The sequence below is a fragment of the Limnofasciculus baicalensis BBK-W-15 genome, from assembly GCF_024178385.1.
Classification (GTDB): domain Bacteria; phylum Cyanobacteriota; class Cyanobacteriia; order Cyanobacteriales; family Coleofasciculaceae; genus Limnofasciculus; species Limnofasciculus baicalensis.
Window position 1 is genome coordinate 1 of record NZ_JAMZMM010000134.1, and the last position, 15173, is coordinate 15173.

Annotated in this window: 14 protein-coding genes; 5 read left to right on the forward strand and 9 right to left on the reverse strand. The window is 44.4% G+C overall.

All coding sequences use genetic code 11. From position 1 onward, the window contains the following. Positions 1-490 precede the first annotated feature (490 nt). The 4 genes from NJ959_RS14455 to NJ959_RS14470 all read left to right on the forward strand — a co-directional run bounded on the left by NJ959_RS14455 (position 491) and on the right by NJ959_RS14470 (position 5164). A complete protein-coding gene (locus NJ959_RS14455; RefSeq protein WP_254012456.1) occupies positions 491-676 on the forward strand; it encodes a hypothetical protein in 186 nt (61 codons plus the stop codon). 163 nt (positions 677-839) lie between these two features. Next, on the forward strand, positions 840-2978 hold the full coding sequence (gene rne, locus NJ959_RS14460) for a ribonuclease E (protein WP_254012457.1): 2139 nt from the start codon (positions 840-842) through the stop codon (positions 2976-2978). Between the two features lie 236 nt (positions 2979-3214). Continuing rightward, the gene (locus NJ959_RS14465) at positions 3215-3838 is read left to right on the forward strand and encodes a ribonuclease HII (protein ID WP_254012458.1); all 624 of its coding nucleotides are present in this window, start codon (positions 3215-3217) and stop codon (positions 3836-3838) included. 330 nt (positions 3839-4168) lie between these two features. Next, positions 4169-5164, forward strand: coding sequence for an adenosine kinase (locus NJ959_RS14470; RefSeq protein WP_254012459.1), 996 nt, complete (start codon positions 4169-4171; stop codon positions 5162-5164). A gap of 361 nt (positions 5165-5525) precedes the next feature. Here the strand turns inward: NJ959_RS14470 and NJ959_RS14475 are convergent, their stop codons facing one another. Further along, complete coding sequence (locus tag NJ959_RS14475) at positions 5526-6107, reverse strand: DUF1997 domain-containing protein (protein WP_254012460.1); 582 nt, start codon at positions 6105-6107, stop codon at positions 5526-5528. Between the two features lie 414 nt (positions 6108-6521). Between NJ959_RS14475 and pheA the strand changes: the two genes are divergently transcribed. Further along, a complete protein-coding gene (gene pheA, locus NJ959_RS14480; protein WP_254012461.1) occupies positions 6522-7364 on the forward strand; it encodes a prephenate dehydratase in 843 nt (280 codons plus the stop codon). A 307-nt stretch (positions 7365-7671) separates the two neighbouring features. Here the strand turns inward: pheA and NJ959_RS14485 are convergent, their stop codons facing one another. The 8 genes from NJ959_RS14485 to NJ959_RS14520 all read right to left on the reverse strand — a co-directional run bounded on the left by NJ959_RS14485 (position 7672) and on the right by NJ959_RS14520 (position 15063). Next, complete coding sequence (locus NJ959_RS14485; RefSeq protein ID WP_254012462.1) at positions 7672-8313, reverse strand: LON peptidase substrate-binding domain-containing protein; 642 nt, start codon at positions 8311-8313, stop codon at positions 7672-7674. A gap of 237 nt (positions 8314-8550) precedes the next feature. Next, entirely contained in the window at positions 8551-8868 is a 318-nt protein-coding gene (rpsJ, locus tag NJ959_RS14490; protein ID WP_015185938.1) for a 30S ribosomal protein S10, read from the reverse strand. A gap of 141 nt (positions 8869-9009) precedes the next feature. Next, complete coding sequence (gene tuf, locus NJ959_RS14495) at positions 9010-10239, reverse strand: elongation factor Tu (protein WP_254012463.1); 1230 nt, start codon at positions 10237-10239, stop codon at positions 9010-9012. A 29-nt stretch (positions 10240-10268) separates the two neighbouring features. Next, positions 10269-12344, reverse strand: a complete 2076-nt coding sequence (gene fusA / locus NJ959_RS14500) for an elongation factor G (protein ID WP_254012464.1) — start codon at positions 12342-12344, stop codon at positions 10269-10271. 202 nt (positions 12345-12546) lie between these two features. Further along, positions 12547-13017 (reverse strand): 30S ribosomal protein S7, encoded by a 471-nt coding sequence (gene rpsG / locus NJ959_RS14505; RefSeq protein WP_254012465.1) that lies wholly within the window; start codon positions 13015-13017, stop codon positions 12547-12549. 411 nt (positions 13018-13428) lie between these two features. Then, on the reverse strand, positions 13429-13815 hold the full coding sequence (gene rpsL / locus NJ959_RS14510) for a 30S ribosomal protein S12 (RefSeq protein ID WP_254012466.1): 387 nt from the start codon (positions 13813-13815) through the stop codon (positions 13429-13431). A gap of 176 nt (positions 13816-13991) precedes the next feature. Further along, on the reverse strand, positions 13992-14321 hold the full coding sequence (locus NJ959_RS14515; protein WP_254012467.1) for a HesB/IscA family protein: 330 nt from the start codon (positions 14319-14321) through the stop codon (positions 13992-13994). Between the two features lie 313 nt (positions 14322-14634). Next, positions 14635-15063, reverse strand: a complete 429-nt coding sequence (locus NJ959_RS14520; protein ID WP_254012468.1) for a phosphomannose isomerase type II C-terminal cupin domain — start codon at positions 15061-15063, stop codon at positions 14635-14637. Positions 15064-15173 lie beyond the last annotated feature (110 nt).

Consider the following 15173-nt stretch of genomic DNA (forward strand, 5'->3'; position numbering starts at 1 on the left):
CTTACCAGCCTAAGTCAACCACTGACTACGTTATTTGAGTCACGACACCCTGGGATGCGTAGCTAGTCCCATGCTCTGTCGTTTGCAGTTAAACAGTTTTAAGGTCCCTGAAACAGTGCTGCAAGCCCAACAGAGCTGCTGATAACATTGGCAAAGCTAACTTTACCCAGCAATGGGGAGGAGACAACCATATCTCCAAGGAGGGGCAACCATACCCCTCCACCCCGAACAGGGGTAGGCGGTTAAAACCGCTACCGCGTGTTCCTCTCCGGTCTCGCATACACGGAGTTTCCCACGACGAAGGTTTTTTATGACATTGGCTACCAATTGCATTGGGTAAGAATTGATCTCAGGCTATTGTTAGAATCAGTTGCCTTGAGTCAATCGGAGTTAACTAAACCGTTCTCTTTAGTTTTTAAGGAAAGCTAGAGTTTTCGCTAACACAGTTATATTGGGTAGCCAAAGCCAGAGGGATAATCAACAGTTTAGATTGACCATATCAGATGTGGGATTATCGATCGGTCACACAAGTAGTGAAAAGAATCTCGATCGAATAAAGGATGAATGCTCTACGCTTTTAGCGTTTCTGGATGGTAGGATGAAGGGTAAAAAATTACAAAATAATTTACGGAGACAAACGAATTTAGTTATTCGTAAAGTCAGAATTATTGCGTAACAACAATAATGGTCATCTCCCGAATTTATTCAGAAAATCAATTTCATCCTTCATACTTCATCCTTCATCCTTCGTACTTCATTTCAATATTAGGTCAATCTAGAATCTAAAAACAACAAAAACCTCAGTACCTAAGCGTGCTGCCAATTTTTGAGGAAATTGAATGCCAAAGCAAATTATTATTGCAGAGCAACATCGGCTTTCTGCCGTATTTTGGGAAGATCAAATTCAAGAACTAATCGTTGCTACTGGAACCCACCAGGTAAGTGATATTTATCTGGGCGTGGTCGAAAATGTATTGCCGGGAATTGATGCAGCTTTTGTTAATATCGGAGATCCAGATCGTAATGGCTTTATTCATGTCACAGATTTAGGTCCATTGCGGCTGAAACGTCGGGCTGGTGCGATTACTGAACTACTCACGCCCCAGCAAAAAGTATTAGTCCAAGTGATGAAAGAGCCGACAGGTAACAAAGGACCTCGGCTGACGGGAAATATTACTTTACCTGGTCGATATTTAGTCCTAATGCCCTATGGACGAGGTGTCAATTTATCCCGACGGATTAAGAGCGAAAACGAACGAAATCGTCTGCGGGCGCTAGCGATTCTGATTAAACCCCCTGGGATGGGATTGTTAGTTCGGACAGAAGCAGAGGGTAGAGCCGAAGAAGCGATTATCGAAGATTTGGATACCCTCCAAAAACAATGGGAAGCGATTCAGCAAGAAGCAAGCTCTACCAGAGCGCCCTCATTATTAAGTCGCGATGATGACTTTATTCAGCGCGTGCTGCGAGATATGTACACCTCAGATGTGAATCGCATTGTCGTCGATTCCCATACCGGGGTGAAGCGGGTGAAGCAGCATTTATTAAGCTGGAGTGGCGGGAAAGCACCAGAAGGGGTTTTGATCGATCATCATCGCGATCGCATTTCCATTCTCGATTATTTCCGAGTCAATGCAGCAATTCGGGAAGCCCTCAAGCCCAGAGTCGATTTGCCTTCTGGCGGCTACATTATTATCCAGCCCACAGAAGCCCTCACTGTAATTGATGTTAACTCCGGTTCCTTTACGCGATCGGCAACAGCGCGGGAAACTGTACTCTGGACTAACTGCGAAGCCGCCACGGAAATCGCCCGCCAACTCCGCCTCCGTAACATCGCTGGTGTCATCGTCATTGACTTCATTGACATGGACACGCGCCGGGATCAATTACAGGTGTTGGAACATTTCAACAAAGCCTTAAAAGCCGACAAAGCTAGACCTCAAATCGCTCAATTATCCGAACTTGGCCTAGTAGAATTAACCCGTAAACGCCAAGGTCAAAATATTTACGAGTTGTTTGGTAAAACTTGTAGCGCCTGTGGCGGTTTAGGGCATACAATTTCTCTGCCTGACGAGTGGGAACCGCCAGCGAGAGAGATGATTGAGCCTCCTGCACCATTGGATGTGAAGGCATCACAAACCCAAAATTTCTCTGACTCCTTTGATATCCCCACCGATAACGATACCGACGATCTTGACCTGATGTATCATCCAAATTATCAGGAACGAGGGGGAGTCAATACTCGCCGTCGCCGCCGTCGTCAGCTTGATGAACCAGTAGCCAAGGAAGAACCCGTTGCCAAAATTGGTACCCGGATGAATCCTATACCTCAACCTAGTTCAGATTTAGGGGAAGATATTGATCGCCCATCAATCAGTTCCTTATCTTTATCGCCGCGCACAATAATCCCAAGGAGTAATAGTATTCCAGATGACTTAGGAATGGGGGGGCGCTCTCCTATATTAGACTCCGGCGAACGATACCCGAAATCTCAAATTATCAAGTCGCCGAGGGAAATTGAACCGCCAAAAGTGGTTTGTGTCGAGATGACGACAGAGGAACAGGATGTTTATGCCCTGATGGGTATTTCTCCTCTGGTACGCTTAGATGAAGACATCAGAAACCCCAAATCAGTAATTCTATCGGTGGTACTTCCTGGAGAGGGACAACAAACCAATTTATCAACAAAAACACCTGTAGAATCTGAAGATTCTGAAGATTCTGAAGATTCTGAAGATTCTGAAGATTCTGAAGATTCTGAAGAATATTCTGGCGTTAGTGCTATGAGTAACCAATTTTTCTCATCACTAAATCCAGAAATAGAGGCAGACTTCTCTATCGAATCTGATGAATCTGAACCACCTATAGAGCAAAGGGAGCCGACGATTCAGAGTGAATCAGAAAACAGTCCTCCCCTGATTCGCCGCCGCCGCCGCCGTTCTTCAGCAATAGATGGCGACGATTTAACAATTGGGTGATTTGTTGTTAGTTGTTAGTTGTTAGTTGTTAGTTGTTTGTTGTTTGTTTAGGACTTACGCAAAGCATCTGTCTGTAGGGTGTGTTATGCGTAGCTAACGCACCATTACAAGTAGATCGGGTGTGGGTGCGTAAGTCCTATCATAGTTGTTATTTATTTGACAAGAGCTAACCAATAATTAACAACCAACAACCAACAACCAATAACCAATAACCAACAACCAACAACAAATAACCAATGACAAACAACCAATCCAACTATTGTGAACTACCAGATATATCTGGCGATCGCGGATTGGTAGCAGGCGTAGATGAAGTTGGACGGGGGGCTTTATTTGGACCAGTAGTAGCAGCGGCAGTTATTTTGCCCCCATCTACTCTGCCTCAACTTGCCTTGGCTGGTGTAAGAGATAGCAAGCAACTGTCTGCGAAGCGACGGCTCAAACTAGCTAAACAAATTCAAGAGTTGGCATTAGATTGGAAAATTGGTTATGCCACCAGAGATGAAATCGACAAGATTAATATTTTACAAGCCTCTCTTTTAGCTATGAAACGAGCTATTCTCAAGCTAAAATTAAAGCCGGATATTTGTCTTATTGATGGCAAACAATCGATCTTAGATTTACCAATACCACAGCAACTAATGGTTAAAGGAGATGCGCGATCTCTAGAAATTGCTGCTGCTAGTATTGTCGCTAAAGTATGGCGGGATGATTTGATCGATCGTTGGGCGATTAAGTATCCACATTACGATCTTGCAGCTAATAAAGGTTACGGAACCGAAAAACATCGGTTAGCGCTACAAAAATACGGACCTTCAGCTATGCACCGTCTGTCTTTTAGATTAACGGAGAAAAAGTAAAGCTGATGGGTGAAAAACTGTCAGATATAGCAACCGCCAGGGCGGTTAAGACATGCTAAATTCCTGAAACCCTTGATTCTCTTCCTTTCTTCCCCTAGTGCAGCGCGGCAGAAGTTTCTCACCAGTTTCATTGATAGTGGTTTTTTCTCCCCTGCTCCCTGCTCAAGAGATCCCCTGATCCCCTGCTTACAACTGATGGGAAATTTGCTGCCAACCTGCACTAGCCCCCAGCAAGAAAGTCCCTAGCTATAGTTGAAATGGTGCGTTACGCTACGCTAACACACCCTACAGATATAAGATAGATCGCAATTACACTGAATAGGAAGTCTTATGACACAATACGACGTATACGGTCTGGGGAATGCTCTGTTGGATATCGAATTAGAAGTTTCTGGCGAGATACTTCAGGAATTGGGAATCGATAAGGGCGTGATGACTTTAATTGAAGAAGATCGTCAGGATCAAATTCTGACACACTTAGATAGTCACCCCATGAAGCGTGCAGGTGGAGGCTCGGCGGCGAATACGGTAATTGCAGTTAGTCAGTTTGGTGGGAAAGCCTTTTATTCTTGTAAAGTCGCCAATGATGAGCCTGGAAAGTTTTACCTTGAGGATTTGCTCCGCTCTAATGTAGACACAAACTTACAGCACCATCCTTTGGAAACAGGTATTACAGGGAAATGTTTGGTGTTTGTGACTCCTGATGCGGATCGTACCATGAACACATTCCTGGGCATTTCGGCTAGCTTCTCAGAAACAGAATTAGTAGCAGATGCGATCGCACAATCCAAATACACCTACATTGAAGGGTATCTGGTGACGGGTGCTGCTAGCAAATTGGCGGCAATTAAGGCCAGAGAAATAGCCAAAGCAGCAGGTAGAAATGTATCTCTATCTCTATCCGACTTTAACATGGTAAAGTTCTTCAAGGATGGATTGCTAGAAATAATTAGTTCGGGTGTGGATTTCCTCTTTGCTAATGAAAGTGAAGCCCTGAAAATGGCTGAAACTGAGGATATTACGGTGGCAATTGACTACTTAAAACAGCTTAGTAAGTGTTTTGCGATTACCCGTGGTGCGAAAGGGTCTATGATATTTGATGGACAAGAAATTATTGAAATAGATTCCATCCCAGTCAAAGCGATAGATACCGTTGGGGCGGGAGATATGTATGCTGGCGCTGTACTTTATGGACTAACTCATGGTATGAGTTTTACTCAGGCTGCTGAGTTAGGATCTTTAGCTGCTGGAAAGTTGGTTAGTAATTTTGGACCGCGTTTGAAAACAGAAGAAACTCGTTCTTTGTTGGCACAGTTGCAAAGTTAATAATCAATAATGTAGGGACGTTAGCACAGCATTTGGGCAATCGCATTTGACTTTCACCCAAATCTTGTATCCAAATGCTGACGCTCCCCCATCCGTTACATCCGTTACCAAATCCGTTGCCCCATACTTTTGATTTTTTTTTTACGCATAGACGCGCAGCGGCTTCTCGCCAGAGTAGGGCGCAAAGGTAAACGCAAAGGTACGCAAAGTTTTTTTTAGAGGTTCAATTTTACTTTTTAATTGGAGTTAAAAAGGAAGAAAAACTTTGCTATAGTTGGTTCTTTGTGAGGAACACCATTCAATTCAGTTTCTCCTGAAAAGTTTGATTTCTCCTCCTCGCTCTCAATATGATATTTTTATATTATAAAGTAATAGTAGTTGCACTAGTAATGGAGGCTATACTCATATTTTGACTATCCCTGCTAGCCCATTGACTATAATCTAATAGTAGTTGGTGCATTAATTTTTGCTTAATTCTGACCAAAATACTTTTGAGTAACCCATTTCCTGTTGTTTCTATAATTGGTGAGGGAGTCAGAGATAGGGGAAATGGTACATCAACGCTAACTTTTAAATTTGCTCTACCTACTAGTCGAGTTACTCCATTATGGTAAGTCGGATAAAGTTTTCCTTTTAAGTTGAGAGCAAAGCGTTGATTAATATAGTCTAATCCGGGAATTGTACAGCCGACAGATGTCAGGTTTACTGCACCGTTAGCATCCGCCCATACTCTTAATTCAACTATTGGTTGAAAACTTAATGTCAGAAAATTTATCGGGCGCATTTTCAGGGCGAAGCGATCTCGATCGAGTTGCTCTATGCGATCCCGATCCGCGATCGCATACACTAGGCGTTGAGGCTGACGTAAATAGTGCTGAATCGGAATAGGCTGTTCCGGTACAGTGAGTTCAACTGATTGGGATGCAAAAAAATGGCTGTACATAAGGGGATATTTGTCAATAGATCAATTTGGTTTAATTTCATTACCCATAGATAGATCTAGGGGACAGCCATAAGGAAATTCTGGATATAGCCAAACAGCTCATCGCCAATAGCTCTTCCTCGTCGGCTTTAAATCTTGATAAGTTTGAGTTTACTTAAATTTACTTTACACTATTTCAGCGATTAGCGAGTAATTTCTCATTTTACCGGGGTCGTGACTCAGTTTAGATCGTATAACCACATCTAACTTAATATTTCTCAATGGGTGCGCTGGATACATTAGTGTAAATATTGATTAAATACATAGTCATTTAAAGACATGTAGGGATATGCTGTAAGAGATGATTTGCAGGAATAGAGATCGACATTGCCAACTACACCCGTAAAAGCGAAGTATTTGATAAAGTAATATTTTATGTCAATATCCATAGCCTATTTAGGACCACCTGGTACTTACGCAGAAGCGGCTACCCAGGCTTATTTGCGAACTCTACCAAGTGAAGTAATTGGCGAATATTTGTTACGTCCTTATCCCACAATTGCCCAAGCTTTACAGGTGGTAGCGCAAGGAGAAGCGACATTAGCTGTTGTCCCGGTAGAAAATTCAATTGAAGGTAACGTGGCGCTTACCCTAGATACCCTCTGGCAATTGTCAGGACTACAAATTCAACAAGCCCTGGTTTTACCAATTGAAAATACCCTCCTTTCAAAAGCGTCTAGTCTGGAGGAAATCAAAACAGTTTATTCTCATCCCCAACCTTTAGGTCAATGTCAAAGATGGTTGGAAAGATTTTTGCCGTCAGTCCAATTAGTGCCAACTAGTTCTACAGTGCAAGCTCTAAAGTATTTAGAGAATAATTATACTACAGCCGCGATCGCATCTGCTAGAGCTGCACGGCTTTACAATATACCCATCTTGGTTTCTTCTATCAATGACTATCCCGATAACTGCACTCGATTCTGGGTACTGAGTTTACAGCCGTCTCCAGGTGGCAGTCATACTTCTTTAGCATTCAGCTCTTCTGATGTACCTGGCTCTTTAGTCAAACCCCTCCAAGTATTAGCGAATCGAGGGATTAATATGAGTCGGATTGAGTCTCGCCCTACTAAGCGCTCTCTTGGCGAGTACATTTTCTTTATTGATTTGGAAGCAGATGCTTCTGTTAATTCTGTTCAAGAGGCTCTCTCAGAATTAGCTTCTCATACCGAAATAGTTAAAATCTTTGGTAGTTACAATGTCTTACCTATTAACCAATGAAGGATGAAGGATGAAGGTTGAAGGATGAAGGATGAAGGTTGAAGGTTGAAGGATAAAACTCATAACTTGCACCATTCTCCAGAAGGCGGTTAAAACCGCATCTACACAAACAAAACCTGCCTCCGCAGGTTTCAAAGCTACAGAGTTGACATTAGTCCGCGAAGGCGGACTTAGTTTGTCTAGCCGCGATTTCCAATCGCTTTGGCTTGTTGCGATTGGTACAAGTTATCAGATAAAACGAATTTCATACTTCATCCTTTAGACTTCAGCCTTCATACTTCATCCTTCATACTTCATCCTTAATACTTTAATTAAAAACATCCTTAAGCACAGTACGGGCTGCCAAGTGATTGCGAGTCGAGCTGAGGATTTCCGATTCCCTTTCCAGACGTTTATGAGTTTCCTGCATTTCCAAGAGTGCTTGTTGTTCGGAGGCCACACCGTAAAGATTGCTAGCAATCCAGTAAGATAGTTCAATGGGGAGATCCGGGAGGTCTTCGGGTAAATCTATTCTCTGGTCAGCCAACTTAGAAGAAAGATGGACAACATCTCGTAGCAATTGCCTCAGCTCTCTCGCCATTTCTCTCAAGTCTTTTTCTGGGGGTCGATCCTCAATCCATTCTACTAAGCCAACTCGATATGGTTTTTCTCTAACGTACTCCAAAACTCGAAATCTCTGCTGCCCTAGAGTCAAAACTTTCATCCTGTCATCGGGCAAACGCTGGAAATGAATAATTTCCGCACAGCAACCAACTGCGGCGGGTTCACCTCGAACTGAGTCCCACATCAAGACTCCAAATCTGCGATCGCTCTCCAAAATCGTGTTCATCATGATTCGGTAGCGAAACTCAAATATATGGAGGGGGAGAGGGCGGCCTGGAAATAGAACCACTTCAGGTAGTGGAAATAACGGAAGTTCTCTCACAGCAATTGAGGAAGAGGATGCCATTGTGCCTTGGTTAAAAGAATAATTGCGCTTCTTTTCCTACTTTAACGGATGTTATTGGTTATTTGTCGTTGGTTATGGGTTAAAGGTTAGAGGTTGGAGGCTAGAGGCTAAAGGATCGAGATCGGTTTGTTCCCGATTAGCCGCGATCCCGTCTTCTATTAGCCATTACCCAGCTTATCAATAAAGGACTAATAACTAATAACCAATAACTAATAACCAATAACCAATAACTAATAACTATAGCTTGACTTCAATATCAACACCCGCAGGCAAATCCAGTTTCATCAGAGCATCAATAGTTTTAGAAGACGGCTGATAAATGTCGATGATACGTCGGTGGGTTCGTGTTTCAAAGTGTTCTCGTGAATCTTTATCAACGTGGGGCGATCGCAACACGCAGTAGATCCTACGCCTTGTGGGTAGAGGAATCGGACCAATTGCTGTGGCGTTTGTCCGATTAGCGGTATCGACAATCTTCTCGCAAGATGTGTCGAGCAGTCGCCGATCGAAGGCTTTAAGACGAATCCGAATTTTTTGCTGCTGAATTGTTGCCATTTTTTTAGTTGTCTAGGTTCTGAATAAAGGTGAATAAGGAATGAGGTATGGGAAAAGCTAAATTTATTTTTTCTTTTCCCTGCCATTAATAAGGAGCAGAAAAGTTGAGACTTTTCTGCCCCTGCTTAAGCTAGAACAGCGCTACTTCAGAATTTTAGAAACGACACCAGCACCGATAGTGCGACCACCTTCACGGATAGCGAAGCGCATTCCTTGTTCGATAGCGATGGCGTTGATCAGTTCCACTGTCATCTTGATGCGGTCTCCTGGCATCACCATCTCCACAGTACTGCCGTCGTCAGCAGTATAAGCCTTGATGGTTCCGGTCACATCCGTGGTGCGGACGTAGAATTGAGGGCGGTATCCGGCGAAGAAAGGAGTGTGACGACCACCTTCTTCCTTCTTGAGGACGTACACTTCAGATTCAAACTGAGTGTGAGGGGTAATCGATTTTGGTTTGGCAATTACCATCCCGCGTTCAATGTCTTTCTTTTCAACACCTCGGAGGAGAATTCCAGCATTGTCTCCAGCCATACCTTCTTCGAGACTCTTCTTGAACATCTCAATTCCGGTGACGGTTTTCTTTACTGTGTCTTTTAGTCCGACTAACTCAACTTCATCGCCGACCTTGACTTTACCACGCTCGATCCGACCTGTAGCCACAGTACCGCGTCCAGTAATGGTGAAGACATCTTCCACTGCCATCAGGAACGGCTTGTCAATATCCCGTTCAGGTGTGGGGATGTACCTGTCCACTTCATCCATCAAGGCATAGATCTTATCAATCCACTCATTCTCACCCTTGATAACTTTCGGGTTAGCAGTCATTACTTCTACTGCCTGTAAAGCGGAACCTGCCACAATGGGGATGTTGTCGCCGTCGAATTCATAGCTGCTGAGGAGTTCCCGAACCTCTAATTCAACCAACTCCAAAAGTTCTGCATCGTCAAGCATGTCTTGCTTGTTCAGGAAGACAACCAGGTTAGGTACACCCACCTGCTTGGCTAGCAGGATATGTTCCCGTGTTTGAGGCATTGGGCCATCAGCAGCGGACACCACTAGGATAGCTCCATCCATTTGTGCAGCACCCGTGATCATGTTCTTCACATAGTCAGCGTGTCCTGGACAATCGACGTGAGCGTAGTGACGATCTGCCGTTTCATACTCAACGTGAGCGGTATTAATTGTAATACCCCGCGCCTTTTCCTCTGGTGCCGCATCAATGTCAGCATATTTCTTTGCTGTTGCTTGACCTAGTGCTGCCAATGTCATGGTAATAGCAGCAGTCAGCGTTGTTTTGCCGTGGTCTACGTGACCAATTGTACCGATGTTAACGTGGGGTTTATTCCGTTCAAACTTTGCGCGTGCCATGAATTAATTGTTCCTTTGCTTATGCTTATTTATGCGTTCCCTTTGTTCTTGGCGATGATTGCTTCAGCCACATTGCGAGGCACCTCATCGTAGTGGCTAAACTCCATCGAGAATATACCCCGACCTTGAGTCTTAGACCGGATATCCGTAGCATAACCAAACATTTCTGCCAGTGGAACTTTGGCAGAAACTTTAGCAATTCCGGCATCAGAACCCATGCCTTCAATTTGACCACGGCGGGAGTTGAGGTCGCCCATGACATCACCAAGGAAGTCTTCTGGCACTTCTACCTCAACTTTCATCATAGGCTCTAATAGAACGGGTGAAGCGTTCTTTACAGCGTTCTGAATTGCCATTGATCCAGCAATCTTGAATGCCATTTCCGAAGAGTCTACCTCATGGAATGACCCATCTACTAAAGTGGCTTTCAGATCGATAACTGGATAACCAGCTACAATCCCGGATTCGCAGGCTTCTTTCATCCCTTGTTCAGCGGGGGACACGTACTCTTTTGGTATCGAACCGCCTACAATTTTGGAGACAAATTCAAAGCCAGTACCTGCTTCTCCTGGCTCCAATTGAATTACGACGTGACCGTATTGACCTTTACCACCACTTTGGCGAATAAACTTGCCTTCTGCTTTCACCGCTTTGCGAATGGTTTCGCGGTAAGCCACCTGGGGTGCGCCCACATTAGCTTCCACCTTAAACTCCCGCAGCATCCGGTCCACCAGAATTTCTAGGTGGAGTTCACCCATCCCCGCAATTACGGTTTGGTTGGTTTCTTGGTCAACACTGACGCGGAAGGTGGGGTCTTCTTCTGACAAGGATTGGAGGGCTTTGGAAAGCTTCTCCATATCTTGTTTGGTCTTTGGTTCCACCGCCACTGAAATCACAGGCTCTGGAATAAAGAGAGATTCCAGAACAATGGGACTGTCTTCCATGGTGATGGTATCGCCTGTAAAGGTATTTTTCAACCCAATTGCCGCACCCAAGTCACCTGCTCGTAACTCGTCTACTTCAATGCGATCGTTGGCTTTCAGCACGATCAATCGCGATACCCGTTCTTTTTGATCTTTGGTGGAGTTGAGGATATAGCTGCCCTTTTTGAGGACTCCAGAGTAAACCCGCAAGAAGGTTAAACGTCCAAAGGGATCTGCCATAATCTTGAAGGCAAGAGCTGACATCGGGGCGTTGTCATCTGGTGGTCTTTCTGCGATCGCGCCATTGGGTAGCGTGCCCTGAATAGCCGCCACGTCAATGGGAGCGGGTAAGTAATCGACAACACCATCCAATAGTAATTGAACGCCTTTATTTTTAAATGCCGAGCCGCACATTACAGGGACGATGGTTCCATTAATCGTGCCTTTTCTTAGTGCATTACGGATTTCGGCTTCGGTTAATTCTTCGCCTTCGAGGTACTTCTCAGTTAATACGTCATCTGTTTCGGCAACAGACTCAATCAATTTCGCGCGGTACTTATCTGCCAATTCTTTGACTTCTTCGGGAATTTCTGTATCTTCAATATCCGTCCCTAAGTCGTTGGCATAAATTTTGGCTCGCATCTTCACCAAATCGACAATTCCTCTCAAGTCGCTTTCACTTCCAATTGGAATTTGGATCGCTACAGCATTACACCTCATGCGATCGAGGATTTGATCGTGTACTTTGTAGAAATTGGCTCCGGTGCGATCCATTTTGTTGATGAAGGCAATCCTCGGTACTTTGTAGCGATCCGCTTGTCGCCACACAGTTTCTGATTGAGGTTGTACTCCACCCACGGAACAGAAAACGGCAATTACGCCATCCAATACCCGCATTGAACGCTCAACTTCAATCGTGAAGTCTACGTGGCCTGGTGTATCAATGATGTTAATCCGATGGTCGTTCCAGCTAGTGGTGATGGCTGCTGCGGTGATGGTAATTCCCCGTTCCCGCTCTTGCTCCATCCAATCTGTCACGGCTGTTCCTTCATGGACTTCACCGATTTTGTGAACCATTCCTGAGTAAAACAGGATTCGTTCTGTTGTTGTTGTCTTGCCCGCATCAATGTGGGCAGCGATGCCAATATTGCGTACTCTTTCAAGCGGGATGGTGCGTGCCACAATTACCTCCTTTTTCTGGTGCCGCGAGTGTTTTCACGAGCTATCCGTTTACAATTCTATACTTTCCCTTAAACTTTTAGGCATTAGGCGCACTTTTAACACTCTTCGCTCTCAAGAGAGGAAGATTCTTTGAGCCGCACTCAAAAGGGATAGTCAAAATCCTCTATTTACTGACTGACATCAAAAGACATCAATCGTGAGTTTAGTAGCGATAATGAGCAAATGCTTTGTTTGCATCTGCCATCCGATGAGTTTCTTCCCGTTTGCGAATTGCATTTCCGGTTTCATTGGCGGCATCCATTAACTCGTTCGCTAATTTGCTGCTCATCGATTTTCCTGCCCGACTTCTGGAAAATTGAATCAACCACCGCATTGCTAGGGCGATTCCTCGATCTGAACGGACTTCCATGGGCACTTGATAAGTCGCACCTCCAACCCGACGGGCTTTTACTTCAACCAAAGGTGTCGCATTCCGAATTGCTTTTTCAAATGTGACTATTGGATCTGCCCCAGTTCGTTCTTCAATGATTTTCATTGCGTCATATATAATTCCATGGGCTACTGATTTCTTCCCATGACGCATTAGTCGTCGAACTAACATGCTGATTAGACGACTGTTGTAAACCGGATCTGGGGGAACCGGACGTTTTTTAATAACTGCACGACGAGACATAAGTTAAGACTAAAAAAAAGAAACAATAGCGACAGTCAAACAATTACCCAAGGGGTAACACTTCCTTTGTAGGTTTGTGAATTCAGGTTTAATTGCTAGTTTTTCAACTAGACAACCATTAACTTAAGGGTGAAGAGTGAAGGATGAAGTATGAGAGAAGGATGACTCTTCATTATTTATCCTTCAATCTTTAGTTAGTGTCATCTTTTCCACTGATGCTTAGATTTATTTTTTGCTAAAGCTAATCATCAGCCAAGGAGTTCAACATACTAACTAAAATATGTTAGTAGTTAATGACATCTAGGTGCAAGCAGCATGATTGGAAGGACTCCTCACTAACCCAAGGCGAAAGAAAACTCTTGCCAAGGTGAATGATTTTGTCCTAGGATTCTTACTTTACTTGACCTTACCTTATTTGGCACTACCTTCCTTGGGACGCTTAGTTCCATATTTGGAACGACCCTGACGGCGATTTTTCACTCCGGCAGTATCCAGAGTACCCCGGATAATGTGATATCGGACTCCGGGCAAATCCTTGACACGTCCTCCCCGGATCATGACAACGGAGTGTTCTTGCAAGTTGTGACCAATACCTGGAATATAAGCCGTCACTTCAAAACCCGAAGTCAGGCGAACCCTTGCTACTTTCCGCAGGGCTGAGTTCGGTTTTTTGGGGGTTGTTGTATAGACTCTCGTGCATACCCCCCGACGCTGCGGACATTCTTTTAGTGCAGGCGACTTGGTTTTCTTCTTGGCTTTGGCGCGTTCGCTCCGAATGAGCTGCTGAATAGTGGGCATGAGTTACGGCGCGTACAGCTTCCTTTATAGTTCTAACGATTGACAAATTCTGATTGTATCGAACTTTGGGAACTATTGTCAAATATTTTTTTTTGTGAAGCCATATTGGTATGATTAAAGGTATATCAGATATGACTTACGCAGCCCTGCCAGACTTAAGCCTTCAGCGTTCGCCCTTATCCTTCTACCCTAAAGGAATTACCACAGCCGCAGCTTTCTAGCGCTTTGGGGTTATGGAAGCGAAACCCGCCGCCCATGAGATCTTCTGAGTAATCTAAGCTCAAATCGAGAATATACTCGCAGCTCTGTCCATCTACAATAACGGAAATGCCACCACAGTCGGAAATGCGATCGCCTTCCTTGACCACTTCATCAAAATCCATTGTGTAGTAAAGATCCGCACAGCCTCCCCTTTGAACTCCTAGTCGCAATCTGGCATCTGGGTTCTGACGCTTCAACTTAAGACGTTTTATCTCATTTATCGCAGCTTTACTTAGAGTAATCATAGATGGGGAGTGGGGAAGACAGTTTTGAGTTTTAAGTTTTGAGTTTTGAGGAATGAGTTTTAATTGAAAACTGAGAACTCAAAACTGAGAACTATTCCGGGGAGTTGGGAGTGGGAAGTGGAACAGCGGATGCCGTATCAGGCGGTGGGGAGTGGCTAATGGGGTAACAAGGGGATGGCAGCCCCTTGTTCTCGATCGGTAGAGATTTGTGGATGGTTATTGCCCTAAATCTATCTGACTATTGCTGTACAAATCTTATCTCAAAACGGATTTCGTTCCGCTGCGCTAACAAAACGATTTTACCCATTAGCGATTATTTGTCTTGAGGCTTACCGCGAGAGTAGTCATCTTCAAAGCGAGTAATATCGTCTTCTCCCAAGTATTCGCCATTCTGAACTTCAATTAAAACTAGGGGAATCACACCAGGATTTTCCAGACGGTGAACATTGCCTTGGGGAACGTAAGTAGATTGATTTTGGTGAATAATTAATTCCCTTTCTCCGCAAACCACTTTGGCTGTACCGCTGACAACAATCCAGTGTTCGCTACGATGGTAGTGCATTTGCAGGCTGAGGCGGTGGCCGGGATTGACTTCTATGCGCTTGATTTTATAGCCTCTTCCTTCTTCTAAAACTGTGAAGGAACCCCAAGGGCGCAATTCTGTGGCGGATACACTTCCTGTGGCTATCGATTGGGGGAGGGAGAGGGCGGAAATTTGGGATACTTCTTGCAGCTTAGGCATATTTTTCTCCTGAGAATAACTTGAGACTTGATTGTTTATGGGGCTAGGGGCTATGGACTGGAGGGTAGGGGTTATGAGATGTATGAGACACCCGATCGCCAGCATAGCAA

What these genes read in the sequence shown, in the direction of transcription:
- rne (WP_254012457.1), top strand. Translation starts at nt 840, where the DNA reads ATGCCAAAGCAAATTATTATTGCAGAGCAACATCGGCTTTCTGCCGTA.
- NJ959_RS14465 (WP_254012458.1), top strand. Translation starts at nt 3,215, where the DNA reads ATGACAAACAACCAATCCAACTATTGTGAACTACCAGATATATCTGGC.
- NJ959_RS14470 (WP_254012459.1), top strand. Translation starts at nt 4,169, where the DNA reads ATGACACAATACGACGTATACGGTCTGGGGAATGCTCTGTTGGATATC.
- NJ959_RS14475 (WP_254012460.1), bottom strand. Translation starts at nt 6,107, where the DNA reads ATGTACAGCCATTTTTTTGCATCCCAATCAGTTGAACTCACTGTACCG.
- pheA (WP_254012461.1), top strand. Translation starts at nt 6,522, where the DNA reads ATGTCAATATCCATAGCCTATTTAGGACCACCTGGTACTTACGCAGAA.
- NJ959_RS14485 (WP_254012462.1), bottom strand. Translation starts at nt 8,313, where the DNA reads ATGGCATCCTCTTCCTCAATTGCTGTGAGAGAACTTCCGTTATTTCCA.
- rpsJ (WP_015185938.1), bottom strand. Translation starts at nt 8,868, where the DNA reads ATGGCAACAATTCAGCAGCAAAAAATTCGGATTCGTCTTAAAGCCTTC.
- tuf (WP_254012463.1), bottom strand. Translation starts at nt 10,239, where the DNA reads ATGGCACGCGCAAAGTTTGAACGGAATAAACCCCACGTTAACATCGGT.
- rpsG (WP_254012465.1), bottom strand. Translation starts at nt 13,017, where the DNA reads ATGTCTCGTCGTGCAGTTATTAAAAAACGTCCGGTTCCCCCAGATCCG.
- rpsL (WP_254012466.1), bottom strand. Translation starts at nt 13,815, where the DNA reads ATGCCCACTATTCAGCAGCTCATTCGGAGCGAACGCGCCAAAGCCAAG.
- NJ959_RS14515 (WP_254012467.1), bottom strand. Translation starts at nt 14,321, where the DNA reads ATGATTACTCTAAGTAAAGCTGCGATAAATGAGATAAAACGTCTTAAG.
- NJ959_RS14520 (WP_254012468.1), bottom strand. Translation starts at nt 15,063, where the DNA reads ATGCCTAAGCTGCAAGAAGTATCCCAAATTTCCGCCCTCTCCCTCCCC.